16 protein-coding genes and 1 riboswitch are annotated in these 16,595 nt (G+C 71.1%); of the genes, 7 read left to right on the forward strand and 9 right to left on the reverse strand.

Annotated elements, in window-relative coordinates:
* Positions 1-29 precede the first annotated feature (29 nt).
* The gene (locus tag OH807_RS12990) at positions 30-1,352 is read right to left on the reverse strand and encodes an NYN domain-containing protein (RefSeq protein WP_406210961.1); all 1,323 of its coding nucleotides are present in this window, start codon (positions 1,350-1,352) and stop codon (positions 30-32) included.
* 394 nt (positions 1,353-1,746) lie between these two features.
* Entirely contained in the window at positions 1,747-2,007 is a 261-nt protein-coding gene (locus OH807_RS12995; RefSeq protein WP_406197818.1) for a hypothetical protein, read from the reverse strand.
* A gap of 201 nt (positions 2,008-2,208) precedes the next feature.
* On the opposite strand from OH807_RS12995, the gene OH807_RS13000 reads away from it, so the two are divergent.
* Both OH807_RS13000 and OH807_RS13005 read left to right on the forward strand, forming a co-directional pair.
* On the forward strand, positions 2,209-2,991 hold the full coding sequence (locus tag OH807_RS13000; RefSeq protein WP_406197820.1) for a rhomboid family intramembrane serine protease: 783 nt from the start codon (positions 2,209-2,211) through the stop codon (positions 2,989-2,991).
* 41 nt (positions 2,992-3,032) lie between these two features.
* The gene (locus OH807_RS13005) at positions 3,033-3,314 is read left to right on the forward strand and encodes an Lrp/AsnC ligand binding domain-containing protein (RefSeq protein ID WP_406197822.1); all 282 of its coding nucleotides are present in this window, start codon (positions 3,033-3,035) and stop codon (positions 3,312-3,314) included.
* 15 nt (positions 3,315-3,329) lie between these two features.
* On the opposite strand, the gene OH807_RS13010 is transcribed toward OH807_RS13005, so the two are convergent.
* From OH807_RS13010 to OH807_RS13020, 3 genes are all read right to left on the reverse strand, one after another.
* The gene (locus OH807_RS13010) at positions 3,330-4,709 is read right to left on the reverse strand and encodes an aminotransferase class V-fold PLP-dependent enzyme (RefSeq protein WP_406197824.1); all 1,380 of its coding nucleotides are present in this window, start codon (positions 4,707-4,709) and stop codon (positions 3,330-3,332) included.
* A 50-nt stretch (positions 4,710-4,759) separates the two neighbouring features.
* Positions 4,760-4,877: riboswitch (SAM riboswitch) on the reverse strand.
* 107 nt (positions 4,878-4,984) lie between these two features.
* A complete protein-coding gene (gene trpD, locus OH807_RS13015) occupies positions 4,985-6,061 on the reverse strand; it encodes an anthranilate phosphoribosyltransferase (RefSeq protein WP_406197826.1) in 1,077 nt (358 codons plus the stop codon).
* A gap of 153 nt (positions 6,062-6,214) precedes the next feature.
* Positions 6,215-6,640 carry a hypothetical protein gene (locus OH807_RS13020; protein ID WP_406197828.1) on the reverse strand — a complete coding sequence of 142 codons (426 nt, stop codon included), beginning with the start codon at positions 6,638-6,640 and terminating at the stop codon, positions 6,215-6,217.
* Between the two features lie 397 nt (positions 6,641-7,037).
* Here OH807_RS13020 and OH807_RS13025 point away from each other — a divergent pair, with 397 nt between their 5' ends.
* The 5 genes from OH807_RS13025 (at position 7,038) to OH807_RS13045 (ending at position 11,876) form a co-directional block, all read left to right on the forward strand.
* Entirely contained in the window at positions 7,038-7,658 is a 621-nt protein-coding gene (locus OH807_RS13025) for a heme-copper oxidase subunit III (protein WP_280674579.1), read from the forward strand.
* Positions 7,659-7,842: 184 nt separating this feature from the next.
* Positions 7,843-8,652: a c-type cytochrome gene (locus tag OH807_RS13030; RefSeq protein ID WP_406197832.1), complete on the forward strand. Its 810-nt coding sequence runs from the start codon at positions 7,843-7,845 to the stop codon at positions 8,650-8,652.
* A complete protein-coding gene (locus OH807_RS13035) occupies positions 8,649-9,719 on the forward strand; it encodes a Rieske 2Fe-2S domain-containing protein (protein ID WP_406197834.1) in 1,071 nt (356 codons plus the stop codon). Before OH807_RS13030 ends, OH807_RS13035 begins: the two co-directional genes overlap by 4 nt.
* Positions 9,716-11,380: a cytochrome bc complex cytochrome b subunit gene (locus OH807_RS13040; protein WP_406197837.1), complete on the forward strand. Its 1,665-nt coding sequence runs from the start codon at positions 9,716-9,718 to the stop codon at positions 11,378-11,380. Before OH807_RS13035 ends, OH807_RS13040 begins: the two co-directional genes overlap by 4 nt.
* Before the next feature lie 103 nt (positions 11,381-11,483).
* Positions 11,484-11,876 (forward strand): GntR family transcriptional regulator, encoded by a 393-nt coding sequence (locus OH807_RS13045; RefSeq protein ID WP_406197839.1) that lies wholly within the window; start codon positions 11,484-11,486, stop codon positions 11,874-11,876.
* A gap of 21 nt (positions 11,877-11,897) precedes the next feature.
* Here the strand turns inward: OH807_RS13045 and OH807_RS13050 are convergent, their stop codons facing one another.
* The 4 genes from OH807_RS13050 to coxB form a co-directional block, all read right to left on the reverse strand.
* On the reverse strand, positions 11,898-13,160 hold the full coding sequence (locus OH807_RS13050; RefSeq protein ID WP_406197841.1) for an Ig-like domain-containing protein: 1,263 nt from the start codon (positions 13,158-13,160) through the stop codon (positions 11,898-11,900).
* A 168-nt stretch (positions 13,161-13,328) separates the two neighbouring features.
* Positions 13,329-13,745 carry a cytochrome c oxidase subunit 4 gene (locus tag OH807_RS13055; RefSeq protein ID WP_406197844.1) on the reverse strand — a complete coding sequence of 139 codons (417 nt, stop codon included), beginning with the start codon at positions 13,743-13,745 and terminating at the stop codon, positions 13,329-13,331.
* Positions 13,745-15,520 (reverse strand): cytochrome c oxidase subunit I, encoded by a 1,776-nt coding sequence (gene ctaD, locus OH807_RS13060; protein ID WP_406197847.1) that lies wholly within the window; start codon positions 15,518-15,520, stop codon positions 13,745-13,747. The genes OH807_RS13055 and ctaD overlap by 1 nt, the downstream gene beginning before the upstream one ends.
* Positions 15,517-16,371, reverse strand: a complete 855-nt coding sequence (gene coxB, locus OH807_RS13065; protein ID WP_406197849.1) for a cytochrome c oxidase subunit II — start codon at positions 16,369-16,371, stop codon at positions 15,517-15,519. The genes ctaD and coxB overlap by 4 nt, the downstream gene beginning before the upstream one ends.
* Positions 16,372-16,595: the final 224 nt, after the last annotated feature.

The following is a 16,595-nucleotide window of genomic DNA, read 5'->3' on the forward strand; positions in this document are numbered from 1 at the left end:
ACTCCGGTCCGGACGGGCTCCGCGCCGACCTAGGGCCGGGCCAGCCGGTTCAGCAGCAGCACCGAGGCGACGGGGCGCGCGCCCGCCTTCCGCACGCCGTCCGCGACCTCCCGGTCGGCGGAGACCACCACCACCGGACGGCCCTGCGGCTCGGCCCGGACCAACCGTCTGATCAGCTCGTCCGCCGTCTCGCCGGTCCGGCTGAAGCGCACCCGGACCCCGCGCGGCGGCGCCAGGATCACCGGCACGTCCAGGTCCTGCCCGTCGAACACACAGGTGACCTCCGCCTGGGTGCGCTGGGCCAGCATGGCCAGCCCGCCGAGCAGCCGGATCCGCTGCTGCTCCAGCGGGAGCGTCGGGTAGCCGGTCTTGGTCACGTTGTAGCCGTCCACCACCAGGTGGACCTGCGGGATCGCCAGCAGCTGGTCCAGCAGTGCCGGATCGTCCTCGGCCAGCCCTCGCCGGGCCACGTCGTGCGGCGAGGCCGAGCCCGGCACCACCGCCTCCACCAGGTCGGCCGGGCGGATCTGCGAGACCGGCAGCGCCAGCTCCCGCTGGAGGCCCTGCGCCGACTGCAGCACCGTGTCCAGAAGCAACCGCAGCCGCATGTCCTCAACGCTGCGCCCCTCCCGGGCCGACCGGCGGCCCTGCTCGGCGGCGGTCTCCAGCTCGGAGATCCGGTGCCGGAGCCGGCGCACCTCGCTCTCCCCGGCGCCACGCTCGGTGGCCACCTGCGTCTTCAACGCCTCCAGCTCCGCGGTGAGCCGGCGGACCTCGGCCTGCGCCCGGCGGGTGTCGCTCTCCAGCGACCGCAGCTTGCGGCGCAGCGACTCGGCCTCCTTGCGGACGTCCTCCGACTCGCTCCGCTGCCGGTCCAGGTCCGCCCGGGCCCCGGCCCGCACCTCGGCCAGCTCCGCCTGCAGCTTCTCCACCAGCCGGGCCGCCTCGGCCGCCGCACCCTCGGCACCGGCCCGCTCGGCCTCCTCACCGGCCTCCGCGACCAGTCGGCTCCAGCCCGCCGAACGCACCAGGTAGGCCGCGGCCGCGACATCCATCGGGTCGGCCGCCCCGGGCACCGTGCCCGACTCCAGCGCCGTCACCAGATCGGGCTGGCCCAGTCGCAGCCGCTCCGCTATCCGCACCCGGAAGGCCGGCTCGGACTCCAGTGCGGCGGCGAGCGCGGTGGCCGCGTACTTGGCGCGCCGGGCCGGGGTGAACTTGGCGTACTGGCGGAGCGTCTGCGGCAGCTCGCCGGGCGGCAACCCTCCCAGTGCGTCGGCGGCGAGGCCCACCACCCGCCGACGCACCCCCTCCGGCAGCGGCCGGTCGAGCTTCTCCACGGCCTTCTCCACGGGCTTCTCCGCGACCTGCTGCCCGGCTCGGCCGGAGCCGCCGCCTGGCGCGTCCGCCGCGTCCGCCCCGCCGTCGGCACCGGCTTCCGCCGGCTCGTCACCGCCGGACTCCTCGCCCGCCACCGGCCCGCCGGGGGCCGCCTCGGCGGGGGCTGCGGTGCCGGACGGCTCGGCCTCGGCCGCGTCCGGCGCGCGCCCGTCCACAGCGGGCTGCCGCCCCTGCGGCCCGGCGGGCTCCTTCGCTGCGTCCACCACGTCCTCGGCTCCGATCCTGGTCCAGCGGGTACGGCCGTCGGCGGCCGCCCTCGTCGTCACGCTCCGTGCGCTCTGTCTGTATTGTCCCGTGCCGCGGGCGGCCGCGCCGCGCGCCGCCGCCCGCCGCACGGGCCGGGCATCAAGCCTGCTCGGGGGCCTCGGTGTCCTCGGCGCCCGGGCGGGCCACCAGCTCGACCTGGTCCACGGCGTTGCACCAGCGGCAGCGCACCGACTCGACGGTCTCGCTGTGGACCTCGGTCTCCTCCACCTCGGAGTCGCCGGCCAGGTCGAAGTGCAGGAACTCGGTGACCCGGGCGGACCGGGTCACGTCGAAGCGGGTCAGGTTGCCGCACAGGGTGCAGCGCCAGCGCGTCTCGGGGGTCAGGGCGGGGACGGTCATCGGGGGTCCTCTCGGGTGGTCCCTGGGTGGGCGCAGGCGCTCCCCCCGGAGCCCCGGCGTCGGCGGCGGGAGGCGGGAATGCCCGCCCCAAGCCTATTGCCTGAGGCAACCGCACCGGCCACCGGTCGCGACCTTCGGCGCCCTAGCCCACCTGCCGTAAGCCCGGTGCCGGCCGTGCCGGGCGGAGGGATGCTTGGCCGCATGGCGATCCCGGTCCTCGACCACACCGGTGCGCGGGGCGGCCGCCCGGCCGCGCCCGTCCCGGCCGTCAGCTACGCGCTGATCGCGCTCAACGTCCTGGTCTTCCTGCTGGGCCCGGCCGCCGGCCTCAACCCGCTGTACGGCCGCGGGCAGGAGCGGGTCTGCGCGGAGCAGCGGTACGAGCAGCGCTGGGGTGCCGTCCCGGCCGAGCTGCTGGCCGGACGCCCGCTCACCGCCGCCCAGCTCGCCGAGGCGCCCGATCCGGTGCCCGGCTGCCCGGCGGCGCCCACCCCGGGCAAGCACCCGGCCCTCGCGGTGCTCAGCGCGCTGTTCCTGCACGCGGGCTGGCTGCACCTGCTGGGCAACCTGCTCTTCCTGTACGTCTTCGGCCCGACCGTGGAGGAGCGGCTCGGCCGGGCCGGGTTCGCCCTCTTCTACCTGGCCGCCGGTTCGCTGGCCACCTATGGCTTCGCCCTGGCCGAGGCGCACTCGGCGGACTCCACCCGGGTGCTGATCGGCGCCTCGGGTGCGATCTCGGCCGTCCTCGGCGCCTACCTGCGGCTGCACCCGCGCGCCCGGGTGACCACGCTCGTCCCGCTGCTCCTCTTCCTTCCGCTGCGCTTCCCGGCCTGGCTGGTGCTCGGCCTCTGGTTCGCCCTGCAGTGGTGGTCGGTGCACTCGGCCGGGCCGGGCGTCGCGTACCTGGTGCACGTGATCGGCTTCTCGGCCGGCTTCCTGTACGCCTGCACGCTGGCCACCCGCCCCCCGCGACGGTCCGGCTGACGCCCGATACCCTGGCGGCACCTCACAAAGGAGCCCGAACAGTGATCACCGCCATCGTCCTGATCAAGACCAGCGTCGACCGCATCCCGGAGATCGCCGAGGCCATCGCGGCCATCGAGGGCGTCAGTGAGGTCTACTCGGTGACGGGCGGGTACGACCTGGTGGCCATGGTCCGGGTGCGGCGGCACGACGACCTCGCCGAGGTGATCCCCGGCCGGCTGAACAAGGTCCCGGGCGTGGCCCACACCGAGACCCAGATCGCCTTCCGCACCTACTCCCAGCACGACCTGGAGGCCGCCTTCGCGCTCGGCCTGGACGGCTGACCGCCCGCCGGGCGCTCAGCCCTCGCGCCGGCCCCGGGCGACCTCCACGGTGGCGACGCAACGGCCGCCCTCGTTGCGGTACTTCCAGGCCGCGCCGTCGGTGACGAGCTCGCGCACGGCGGTCAGGAAGCGCTCGATGTGCTCGTCGGGGGTGCCGGCCCCGAAGCTGACCCGGATGGCGTTCAGGCTCCGCTCCCCCGGCAGCGACGGCTCCGGCGCGCCGCACTCGGACGGCGCCACGTCCTCGTCGCCGAGCAGCGTGCGCACCAGCGGGTGCGCGCAGAACAGGCCGTCGCGCACCCCGATGCCGTACTCGGCGGAGAGCGCGGCCGAGAAGTGCGAGCTGTTCCAGCCCTGGACGACGAAGGAGAGCACGCCCACCCGGGCCGAGTCGGCGCCGAACAGGTTGAGCACCTTCACCTCCGGGACCTCCGCCAGACCGGCCTTCAGCCGGGCGACGAGCTGCTGCTCGCGGGCCTCCAGCGCGTCCCAGCCGGCCTCGGTCAGCGCCCGGCAGGCCGAGGCGATGGAGTAGGCGCCGATCACGTTCGGCGAGCCGGCCTCGTGCCGGGCCGGGCCGGTGTGCCACTGCACGGCCACCGAGCCGTCGGTCTCCCGGGCCACGGTACGGGTGGCGCCGCCGCCCGCCAGGTACGGCTCCGCCGCGTCCAGCCAGTCGGCGCGGCCGGCCAGCACCCCGGCACCGAACGGCGCGTAGATCTTGTGGCCGGAGAAGGCGATCCAGTCCACCCCGAGCTCGCGCACCGAGACCCGGTGGTGCGGGGCGAGCTGCGCGGCGTCCAGCACCACGCGGGCGCCGTACCGGTGGGCGGTGGCGGTCAGCTCGGCGACCGGCCAGAGCTCGCCGGTGACGTTCGAGGCGCCGGTGACGCAGAGCAGCTTGGGGCCCTCGGGCGCCCCGGCCAGCGCGGCGTCCAGGGCGGCGACCGCCTCCTCCCGCGAGCGCGGGGCCCGCAGGTAGGTGACCTCCAGGCCGGCGTGCGCCCAGGGCAGCAGCGAGGCGTGGTGCTCGGTCTCGAAGGCGAACACCCGGGTGCCCGCCGGGACGGCGCCGGCCAGCAGGTTCAGCGAGTCGGTGGTGGCCCGGGTGAAGACCACCTGGTCGCCGTCGCGCAGGTCGAGGAAGTCGGCGACGGTGCGGCGGCTCTGCTCGAACAGGTCGGTGGAGAGCTGGGAGAGGTAGCCGGCGCCGCGGTGCACGCTCCCGTAGTACGGGGCGTAGGCGGCGACGTCGTCCCAGACGCGCTGGAGCGCCGGGGAGCTGGCGGCGTAGTCGAGGGCCGCGTAGCCGACCTTCTCACCGCTGGCGAGCGGGACCTGGACGTCGTGGCCGAGGACGGCGAGCGGGGCGCAGATCTCAGTGGCGAGGGACATGGGGATGCACTCCTTCTGGGGAAAGGACCCCGGGAGTACGTCTCGTCCGGCGTCCGCGCTTGCCACGCGGACGGTTTGCCGCGGGACCCGGTCCTCACCCAGGGCACCCCGCCACGGACGGAGGGTTGCCGGACAGCCAGCTGGGGCTTTGTGCTGTCACTCATGACCTGGCCAAGACTCTAGGTCGCGTCCGTCGGGTGGTCAAACACCGGTCCGCCATCCGGACAACGGCAGGGGCCCGCGGAGTGCGCCCCCGCGGGCCCCCAACGGCCGTCTCAGGCCTGGGCGGTCGCCTCCGACCAGCGCTTCAGGACGTCCTGCGCGGCGCCCGAGTCGATGGCGGCCGCGGCCCGTTCCATGCCCGCCGCCAGCTGCTCGGCGAGCGGCGCGTCGGTGAGGTCCAGCGCGGTCAGCCCCGCCGCGGCGTTCAGCAGGACGGCGTCGCGCACCGGCCCGCGCTCGCCGGCCAGCAGCCGGCGGGCCACCTCCGCGTTGTACGCCGGGTCCGCGCCGCGCAGCGCTTCGATGCCGACCGGCTCGATGCCCACCTCCGTCGGGTCGAAGGTGGTCTCGGTGACCTCACCGCCGGCCACGATCCAGACCCGCGAGGTGGTGGTGATGGTCAGCTCGTCCAGGCCGTCGTCGCCCCGGAAGACCAGGGCGCGGGCACCGCGCCGGGCCAGGACGCCGGCGATCAGCCCGGCCAGCCGGGTGTCGAAGCAGCCGATCGCGTGGGCGGTGACCCGCGCCGGGTTGGTCAGCGGGCCGAGGATGTTGAACGCCGTCGGCACCCCGAGGTCGCGCCGCGCGGTGGCGGCGTGCCGCATCGACGGGTGGAACTTCGCGGCGGAACAGAAGGTGAGCCCGACCTCCTCGGCCACCTCGGCGACCCGCCGGGCGGAGAGGTCGAGACGGATGCCGAGCTTCTCCAGCACGTCCGAGGAGCCGCTCGCCGAGGAGGCGGCCCGGTTGCCGTGCTTGACCACCTTGGCGCCGGCCGCGGCGGCCACGATCGCCGACATGGTGGAGATGTTGACGGTCTTCGCCCGGTCCCCGCCGGTGCCGACGATGTCCACGGCCGGGCCGGGGATGCTGAGCGGCTCGGCGTGCGCGTACATGGCGTCGACCAGGCCGGCCACCTCGTCGACCGTCTCGCCCTTGGCCCGCAGCGCCACCATGAACCCGGCGACCTGGGCCGGGGAGGCCTCCCCGCTCATGATCCGGTCCATCGCCCACGAGGCGGCGTCCTGGTCGAGGTCCTCGCCCCGCAGCAGCGCCGCCAGGATGTCCGGCCAGGTGCGGACCACCTGCACGGGGTCCTGGCCGCCGTTCGCAGGGTTCACGTTCACCATGGCTGACTCCAGCTCGTGTCGGATCCCCGGAGGGATGTCCGTAGGGATGGGAGCCAGCCTATCGAGCGGCGGGACGCCGCCGTCCCGCCGCAACCGATCTTTCTCTCGTACTGAGACGCCCGCGCCGCCGGGCCGTCCGGCGCCGGGCCGCGGCTAGCCGGCGGCGGGCGTGCGCTTCGCCAGCCGGGCCCGCAGCAGCACGGCGGCGGCCTCGGCCAGCGCCACCGGGTCCACCGGCCGGGAGATCGCCGCGTCCGCCCGGCTCCAGGCCGCCAGCCAGGAGTCCTGCGGCCGGCCGATCAGCACCAGCAGCGGCGGGCAGCCGTAGATCTCGTCCTTCAGCTGCCGGGCCAGCCCGAGCCCGCCGGCCGGCACCGCCTCACCGTCCAGCACGCAGAGGTCCACTCCGCCCTTCTCCAGTGCCTTCAGCACCGCGGGGGTGGTCGCGCACTCCAGGTAGGACAGCTCCGGGAGGTCCTCGGCGGGCCGGCGTCCGAGCGCCGTCAGCACCTGTTCGCGGGTGTTGCGGTCGTGGCTGTAGACGAGAACGGTCAGCGTCTCGTCGGCTGTGTACGCCATGGGCCCTGCTCCCTCGAAGTGTGATCCGGACCACGTTCGCCTCATCCCGGATGCTACTCCCGATCACCCGCCGCCGAGCCCCAACCGCCCGATCCTTCTCAAGCCGCCGCGCCCGTGACTCACCCGCCCGGAGCACCCGCCGTCACCCCCGTAGGCGCGGTCCACCCGTACGGCCGACAGAATGGCTCCTCCCTTTACTCCCCACCCACCCCGCAGGGGTGTAGCGACACGCAGGGCAGAGGGGTCGAAGGGGCCCTCTAAGAACCGTCAGAAAAGGGACACGCCGCTGCTCAGTGCCGGTCCGGACGCTCCGTCGGGTGCCAGGGGGGCATACCGCACGCACCGGACACTCCGAGGGAGACCCCCCGGCGTGAAGACGGAATAAGGGACCGACATAATGTCCGTCGTGGCGACAGCAACAGCAGTAGAAACCGGGCACGCGCACGGATCGGTCAACCGGCCGAACATGGTCAGCGTCGGAACGATCGTCTGGCTCAGTTCCGAGTTGATGTTCTTCGCGGCCCTCTTCGCGATGTACTTCACGCTCCGCTCCGTCAAGGGAGCCGAGTTCTGGACCGAGAAGGCGCACGCGCTCAACGTGCCCTTCTCCTCGGTCAACACCACGATCCTGGTGCTCTCCTCGCTCACCTGCCAGCTCGGCGTGTTCGCGGCCGAGCGCGGGGACGTGAAGAAGCTCCGTTCGTGGTTCGTCATCACCTTCGTGATGGGCGCGATCTTCATCGGCGGCCAGATCTTCGAGTACACCGAGCTGGTCAAGAAGGACGGCCTCTCGCTGTCCTCCGACCCGTACGGCACGGTGTTCTACCTCACCACCGGGTTCCACGGTATGCACGTGACGGGTGGTCTGATCGCCTTCCTGCTGGTCCTGGGACGGACGTACGCAGCCAAGCGCTTCACGCACGAGCAGGCCACCGCCGCCATCGTGGTGTCGTACTACTGGCACTTCGTCGATGTCGTGTGGATCGGCCTGTTCGCGACCATCTACCTGATCAAGTAACCAGCTGATCAGGTCGCTGGCCACCGGCCCCGGGGCCCCGCCCTCACCGGCGAGGGGCCTCTTTGCCGGTGCCGCTCCCACCGACCGACCGCGCGCGCAGCCCTAGACAGGCAGCCTCGTGCCGGCCAGACCGGCCGCCGGGTGCACCCACCAGTCGACCAGATCCTGACACCGGGGTTATTCCGTGAAAAAGCTCTCCGCACGACGGCGCCACCCATTGGCGGCGCTGGTCGTCCTACTTCTCGCCCTGGCGGCAACCGGGGGGCTGTACGCCGCGTTCGCGCCCGCCGACAAGGCGCAGGCCGACGTCGCCGCGCAGTCGCTCGCGATCGATGAGGGCAAGAAGCTCTTCGCCGTGGGCTGCTCCTCCTGCCACGGCCTGAACGGCCAGGGCAGCAGCGACGGTCCCAGCCTCGTCGGCGTCGGCTCCGCCGCGGTCGACTTCCAGGTGGGCACCGGCCGCATGCCGGCCCAGCAGCCCGGCGCCCAGGTGCCGCGCAAGAAGAACATCTACTCGCAGGCGGACATCGACCAGCTCGCCGCCTTCGTCGCCTCGCTCGGCCCCGGTCCGGTCATCCCGACCGAGGAGCAGTACACCTCGACCAACCCGGAGGACATCTCCAAGGGCGGCGAGCTGTTCCGCACCAACTGCGCCCAGTGCCACAACTTCGCCGGCCAGGGCGGTGCCCTGACCAAGGGCAAGTACGCCCCGTCGCTGGAAGGCGTTGACCCCAAGCACATCTACGAGGCCATGCAGACCGGCCCGCAGAACATGCCGTCGTTCCCGGACACCACCATGCCCGAGGAGCAGAAGAAGCAGATCGTGGCCTTCGTCCGCCACACCACCAACGATGAGCCGAACCCCGGTGGTCTCACGCTCGGCAGCCTCGGTCCGGTGACCGAGGGCCTGTTCGGCTGGATCTTCGGTCTCGGCGTTCTCATCGCGGTCGCGATCTGGGTCGCCGCCCACACCACCAAGGCCAAGAAGTCATGAGCCAGGACATGTCAGAAGAGAAGCTTCCGGAGTCCCACGGCTCCGCCGGGCACCACGAGGTGGCCGCCCACGGCGATCCGTTCGCCGATCCGGGCCTGCCGGCCCACGAACCGCGTCGCACCGACATCGACGAGCGGGCCGCCAAGCGTGCGGAGCGCCAGGTCTCGCTGATGTTCGTGGTCTCGATGCTCGCGACGGTGGGCTTCATCGCCTCCTACGTGGCCATCGACCCGGACAAGATCGTCTACGTCTTCCCGCTGGGCCACATCAGCGCGCTGAACTTCGCGCTGGGCCTGACCCTGGGCGTGGCGCTGTTCATGATCGGCGCGGGCGCGGTCCACTGGGCCCGCACCCTGATGTCGGACCACGAGATCCCGGCCGAGCGTCACCCGATCGAGGCCGACGACGAGGTCCGCAACGACGTCATCGAGCAGTTCCGGACCGGCGCCGCGGAGTCCGGCTTCGGCCGCCGCAAGATGATCCGCAACACCCTCATCGGCTCGATGGCCCTGGTGCCGCTCTCCGGTGTCGTGCTGCTGCGCGACCTGGGCCCGCTGCCCGAGGACAAGTTGGAGCACACCGGCTGGATCGAGGCCACCCCGGCCAAGCCGCTGCAGCTGATCAACATGAACACCAACCTGCCGATGAAGGCCGAGGACATCATCCAGGGGTCGCTGACCTTTGCGATGCCCGAGGGGCTGCACGTCCACGACGAGGACTTCCAGCAGCAGATCGCCAAGGACGCCCTGATGCTGGTGCGCATCGCGCCGGAGGACATCAAGGACGACGAGTCGCGGGAGAAGGGCTTCGAGGGCATCCTCGCCTACTCCAAGATCTGCACCCACGTCGGCTGCCCGATCAGCCTCTACGAGCAGCAGACCCACCACGCGCTCTGCCCCTGCCACCAGTCGACCTTCGACCTGGCGGACGGCGCGCGCGTCATCTTCGGCCCGGCCGGCCACCCGCTGCCGCAGCTGAAGATCACCACTGACGAGAAGGGCTTCCTGGTCGCCACCGGCGACTTCGACGAGCCCGTCGGCCCGAGCTACTGGGAGCGTGCTCGATGAGTAGCGCGAGCAGCACCACCTCCGGTGCCGCCTCCAAGCCGGCCAGCACCCGCGCCAAGCCCGCGAACAAGTGGGAACAGGCCGCTGACTGGACGGACGGCCGGCTGGGGATCTACTCCCTCGCCAAGGCCAACCTGCGGAAGATCTTCCCGGACCACTGGTCCTTCATGCTGGGCGAGATCTGCCTCTACACCTTCGTCATCATCATCCTGACGGGTGTCTACCTGACGCTCTTCTTCAAGCCCTCGATGGGCGAGGTGATCTACGACGGGTCGTACATCCCGCTCAAGGGCATCTCGATGTCCGAGGCGTACAAGTCGACCGTCGACATCAGCTTCGAGGTCCGCGGCGGTCTGCTGATCCGCCAGATCCACCACTGGGCCGCCCTGGTCTTCGTGGCCGCGATGCTCGTGCACATGCTCCGGGTGTTCTTCACCGGTGCGTTCCGCAAGCCGCGCGAGATCAACTGGGTCTTCGGCTTCCTGCTGCTGGTCCTGGGCATGTTCGACGGCTTCTTCGGCTACTCGCTGCCCGACGACCTGCTCTCCGGCACCGGCATCCGGTTCATGGAGGGCGCCGTCCTGGCGACGCCGCTGATCGGCACCTACATCCAGATGTTCCTGTTCGGGGGCGAGTTCCCCGGCCACGACATCGTGCCGCGGTTCTTCACCATCCACGTCCTGCTGATCCCGGGCATCATGCTCGGCCTGCTGGTCGCGCACCTGATCCTGGTCTTCTACCACAAGCACACCCAGTGGGCGGGCCCGGGCAAGACCGAGAAGAACGTCGTCGGCATGCCGCTGATGCCGGTCTACATGGCCAAGGCCGGTGGCTTCTTCTTCCTGGTCTTCGGTCTGATCGCCGTCATCTCGGCGGTCGCCTCGATCAACCCGATCTGGGCGTACGGCCCGTACCGCCCCGACCAGGTGTCCACCGACGCCCAGCCGGACTGGTACATGGGCTTCTCCGAGGGCCTGATCCGCGTCATGCCGGGCTGGGAGATCGGCCTCTGGGGCCACACCCTGAACCTGGGTGTGTTCATCCCGCTGATGGTGGTCTTCCCGCTGGTGCTGGTCTCCATCGCCGCCTACCCCTTCATCGAGGGCTGGGTCACCGGTGACAAGCGCGAGCACCACATCCTGGACCGCCCGCGCAACGCCCCGGTCCGCACCGGGCTGGGCGCCGCCTGGATCAGCCTGTACCTGGTGCTGCTGGTCGCCGGTGGCAACGACCTCTTCGCGACCCACCTGCACCTGTCGCTCAACGACGTCACGTACGCCGTCCGGGTCGGCTTCTTCGTGGTGCCGGTCCTCACCTTCATCGTGACCAAGCGCTGGTGCCTCGGCCTCCAGCGCCGGGACAAGGAGAAGGTGCTGCACGGCCGCGAGACCGGCGTCATCAAGCGCCTGCCGCACGGCGAGTTCGTCGAGGTGCACGCGCAGCTGCCGCAGGCCGACCTGCACACGCTCACCGCGCACGAGCAGCCGCAGCCGTTCGAGCTGCCGGCCGAGACGGACGAGAACGGTGTGGCCAGCAAGGCCGGCATCCTCGACCGCACCCGGGCGAAGGTCTCCCGCGGCTACTTCGGCGAGGGCAGCCAGATCCCCAAGCCCACCGCCGAGGAGCACCACGAGATCACCAGCGGCCACGGCCACCACTGATCCCGTACGCACCCCCGCGCCACCCCGAGGGCCGTCGACCAGAGTTCGTTCTGGTCGGCGGCCCTCGGGCTTTCCGCCGGTCACCCCTTCGTCAGGAGCCCTCGTGGAGCTTTCCGTCGACCCCGCCTCCGCCACTCCCCCGTACGAGCAGATCCGTGCCGGGATCGCCGAGCAGGCCCGGACCGGCGAGCTGCCGACCGGGCTGCGGCTGCCCACCGTCCGGGCCCTGGCCGAGCAGCTCGGCCTGGCCGCCGGGACGGTGGCCCGGGCCTACCGGGAGCTGGAGGCCGACGGCGTGGTCGAGACCCACGGCCGGCGCGGCACCCTGATCGCCGCCACCGGGGACACCGGACACCGGCTGGCCGCCGCGGCGGCCGCCGAGTACGCCGAGCGGGCCCGGCGCCTCGGGGTGCCGCTCGCGGACGCCCTGGCGGCCGTGCGGACCGCCCTGGAGCTCGCCTACCAGGAGGAGGCTCCGCGGGGGCCGCAGGCCTGACCGGGACCCCCTGCGGGCTGCTCAGATCTCCGGGCGGATCATCCCCGCGGCCGGGTACCGGGAGGGGGGCGGGCTGGTGCTGACGGGCTGTCCGAGGGCACTGTGCTTGACCCAGTCGGCCCAGGCGACGTTCCAGTCCCCGAAGCCGTTGCCGAACGGCTCCATGCCGGCGCCGTGGCTGTTCACGACCGTCACGAGGTCCCCGATCCGGGTGTTCTGGTAGAACCACTTGGCGTTCTCGGTGCTCATGCCGGTACAGCCGTGGCTGACGTTCGCCACCCCCTGCGAGCCCACCGACCAGGGGGCGGCGTGCACGTACTCGCCGCTCCAGGTCACCCGGGTGGCCCACTCGACGTTGAGGTCGTAGGCCTCCGAGCTGCCGGCGGCTATGCCGATCGTCTCGCCGCTCATCCGGACCTGGCGCTCCTGGCCGAGCACGACCTTGACGCCGTTGCGGGTGTCGAAGCCGGGCTTGCCGGTGGTGACCGGGATCGTCCGGACCACCTCGCCGCTGCGCTTGAGGGTGAGCTCGTGCTGGGCGGCGTCCACCACCGTCTCCACGCGCTCGCCGATCCGCAGGGCCAGGGCGGCGCGGTCGCCGCCGTACAGGCCGTCCGCGATCCGGCTGCCGGTGCCGTCGAAGGCCAGGCTCACGCTCGTCCCGGCCGGCCAGTACTCCTCGGGCCGGAAGTGCAGGTCCTTGTCGTCCACCCAGTACCAGCCGCCGGTGACGGCGGGCTGCGAGGTGACGGTCAGGGCGCGCTCGACCTCCTGGCGGGCCTGCGGGTCCTTCACCGCCTCGGAGAGCTGGACGGTGAGCGGCTGGCCCACGCCGTAGAGGCCGGTGCCGGAGGAGTCCGGGCCGAGCTTGGCGGTGAGCAGGCGCTGCGCGGCCACCGTGGAGAAGCCCGCGGTGGTCTCGCCGCGGCCGCCCCGGCCGTCGTCGGCGGCGATCCTGACGGTGTAGTCGGTGGCCGCCTTGAGCCGCCCGGTGGTCTGCCAGCTGAGCTGGTCCTCCGAGAGCTGCCCGGCCACCACCCGGCCGTCCGGGCCGAGCACGGTGACGTCGGTGAGCCGGCTGCCCGGCACGGCGGTCACCGTGACGGGCTGGGACGGGTCCACCTTGCCCTCGGCCGAGACGTGCACGAGGGGTGCCGCGTCGATCTTGTGGACGGTACCGGCGTCGTCCTGCTCGCCGCCGGCCGTGCAGCCGGCCAGCGGGGCCAGCACTGCCAGGGCCAGCGTGATGCCGCCGATACCTGCGATTCCGCGCCTGTCGGCCATGACCGCCTCCGAGGGTTCGCACGATTGATCAGATCGTAGGAACGCAGGGCGGGAGAGCGACATCCGGGGGACCCGCCGTTGGACCACCGGAGTGAGGCGCTCACTCCGGGGACGCAACAGGGCCGGTCCTCCCGTGCGGGAGGACCGGCCCTGTGCGAGGGGGAGGACCTACTGGTTCTGGTTCTCGCCCCGGTAGAACTCGAACACCCAGCCGAAGAGGCCGATCAGGATGACCGGGATCGACCAGTACAGCAGCCACCAACCGAAGATCACGCCCATGAAGGCGAGCGCGCCACCGATCGCCAGCGAGAGCGGCTGCCAGCTGTGCGGGGCGAAGAAGCCCAGCTCGCCGGAGTCGTCCGCCACCTCGGCCTCGGGGTTGTCACCCGCGCCGCTGTCCACCCGGCGGGCGGTGAAGGCGAGGTAGTACCCGATGAAGGCGCAGAGGGCGAAGGCCAGGAAGAGCGCCGTGGTGCCCGCCGCCTCGATACCGAGGTCCGAGTGGTTGGTCCACAGGCCGTAGGTGATCGCCATCGCGAGGACGAACACCGCGAGGCCGAGGAAGATCTTTCCCTGTTCCTTCATCAGGCGTCGCCTTCCTTCTTGCCCTTGCCCAGCTGCGGGGCGTCGTACTTCGCCGGGGTCACGCCGGCGAGGTGCTTGGCCGGCTCACCGTGGTTCTCCAGGTAGTCCAGCGCGGCGATCTCCGGGTAGTGGAGGTCGAAGGCCGGGGATTCGGAGCGGATCCGGGGCAGCGTGAGGAAGTTGTGCCGCGGCGGCGGGCAGGAGGTCGCCCACTCCAGCGAGCGGCCGTAGCCCCACGGGTCGTCGACCTCGACCTTCTCGCCGTACTTGGCGGTCTTCCAGACGTTGTAGAGGAACGGCAGGATCGACAGACCGAGCAGGAACGAACCGATGGTCGAGACGGTGTTCAGGGTGGTGAAGCCGTCCGAGGCCAGGTAGTCGGCGTAGCGGCGGGGCATGCCCTCCGCGCCGAGCCAGTGCTGCACCAGGAACGTGGCGTGGAAGCCGATGAACAGCGTCCAGAAGGTGATCTTGCCGAGGCGCTCGTCCAGCATCTTGCCGGTCATCTTCGGCCACCAGAAGTGGAAGCCGGCGAACATCGCGAAGACGACGGTGCCGAAGACCACGTAGTGGAAGTGGGCGACGACGAAGTACGAGTCCGAGACGTGGAAGTCGATCGGCGGGGAGGCCAGCAGGACACCCGTCAGACCACCGAAGAGGAAGGTCACCAGGAAGCCGACCGTCCAGAGCATCGGGGTCTCGAAGCTCAGCGAGCCCTTCCACATGGTGCCGACCCAGTTGAAGAACTTCACACCGGTCGGGACCGCGATCAGGAAGGTCATGAAGGAGAAGAACGGCAGCAGCACCTGTCCGGTGACGTACATGTGGTGGGCCCACACCGTCACGGACAGACCGGCGATCGCGATGGTGGCCGCGATCAGGCCGGAGTAGCCGAACATCGGCTTGCGGCTGAAGACCGGGATGATCTCCGACACGATGCCGAAGAACGGCAGCGCGATGATGTACACCTCGGGGTGACCGAAGAACCAGAACAGGTGCTGCCAGAGCAGCGCCCCGCCGTTCGCCGGATCGAAGACGTGTGCCCCGAATTTTCGGTCCGCCTCCAGGGCGAACAGCGCGGCGGCCAGCACCGGGAAGGCCAGCAGGACCAGCACCGCGGTCAGCAGGACGTTCCAGACGAAGATCGACATCCGGAACATCGTCATGCCGGGGGCGCGCATGCAGATGATGGTGGTGATGAAGTTGACCGCACCGAGGATCGTGCCGAAGCCGGAGAAGGCCAGACCCATGATCCACATGTCGGCACCGACACCCGGCGAGCGGACGGCGTCCGACAGCGGGGAGTAGGCGAACCAGCCGAAGTCGGCGGCACCCTGCGGGGTGACGAAGCCGGCCACCGCGATGGTCGAGCCGAACAGGTACAGCCAGTACGCGAACATGTTCAGACGCGGGAACGCCACGTCCGGGGCGCCGATCTGGAGCGGCATGATCCAGTTCGCGAAGCCGGCGAAGAGCGGCGTCGCGAACATCAGCAGCATGATCGTGCCGTGCATCGTGAACGCCTGGTTGAACTGCTCGTTCGACAGGATCTGCGTCCCGGGACGAGCCAGCTCGGCGCGCATGACCAGGGCGAGGATGCCACCGATCAGGAAGAAGGCGAAGGACGTGCCCAGGTAGAGCGTGCCGATCGTCTTGTGGTCAGTGGTGGTCAGCCACTTGATGATGGTCGAACCCGGCTTGCGGGTCCGCTGCGCCCCGACCGTGACGGCCCCGGCGCCCCCGCCGGCCGCGGCGGGCTCGTTGAGGATGGTCACTTCTCTTCACTTCCCATGGTCGTGATGCCGGAGGGCACCGCGCCGGTCTGGCCCTTGGCCCGCAGCTCCGCCAGGTGCTTGTCGTAGTCGACGCGGTCGACGACCTTCACCTTGAACAGCATGCGCGAGTGGTCGACGCCGCAGAGCTCGGCGCACTTGCCGTCGTACTCGCCCTTGACGTTCGGGGTGACCTCGAACTTGTTCACCACGCCCGGCACGACGTCCATCTTCATCAAGAAGTTGATCGGCCAGAAGTCGTGGATGACGTCACGCGAGGTCAGCCGGAACTGGACGCTCTCGTTGACCGGCAGCCACAGCGTCGGCATCTCCTTGGGAGTGCCCACCTCGTACGCCGCGTCCCTGTTGGCCGGGTCCGGGTTCTCGGTGTTCTCGTAGTTGAACGCCCAGCTCCACTGGAAGCCCACCACGTTGACGGTGTGCTGCGGCTTCTCGGAGACGGCGATCAGCTTCGACTCGTCGCGGGCGACGAAGTAGAAGAGCACCGAGACGATGATGATGGGGACCGCGGTGTAGAGCGCCTCGATGGGCACGTTGTACCGGGTCTGCGGAGGGATCTGGACACCGGAGCGGCTGCGCCGGTGGAAGATCACGCTCCAGATGATCAGACCCCACATCAGTGCGCCCACTGCCAGAGCCGCAATCCAGGAGCCCTGCCACATGTGGAGGACCAGGGGCCCTTCCTCGGTGACGGGGCTCGGGAGGCCAAGCCTGGGGAGGTCGTTGGCCGAGCAGCCGGTAGCGGTCGCGATGACGAGGCCCAGTGCCAGCGCCTGAGGCAGCTTCCGCCGCATCGTGCGCCGCGGCGAGCGGTCGGAGCCGTTGGGACTCACGTAGCGCCTTCCCGAAGTCTCGCCCGCCTTCGCGTCGCCCCGCGGAGGTTGGTGAGCCTCCCCGGCGACCCGTCCACGGGCACGGTTTGAATGCTTATGCGGGCCAAACCCTACTCCAGCCTTATGCGCTGCTGACGGGCAGGTCCCGGTAACGCGCCGCCCGGTCGCCCGATCAGGCCCCGCAAGGGCTGCGTCGCAGGTCATCGTAGGCATTCGAGGTCCGT

The organism is Kitasatospora sp. NBC_01560 (assembly GCF_045208415.1).
GTDB lineage: Bacteria > Actinomycetota > Actinomycetes > Streptomycetales > Streptomycetaceae > Kitasatospora.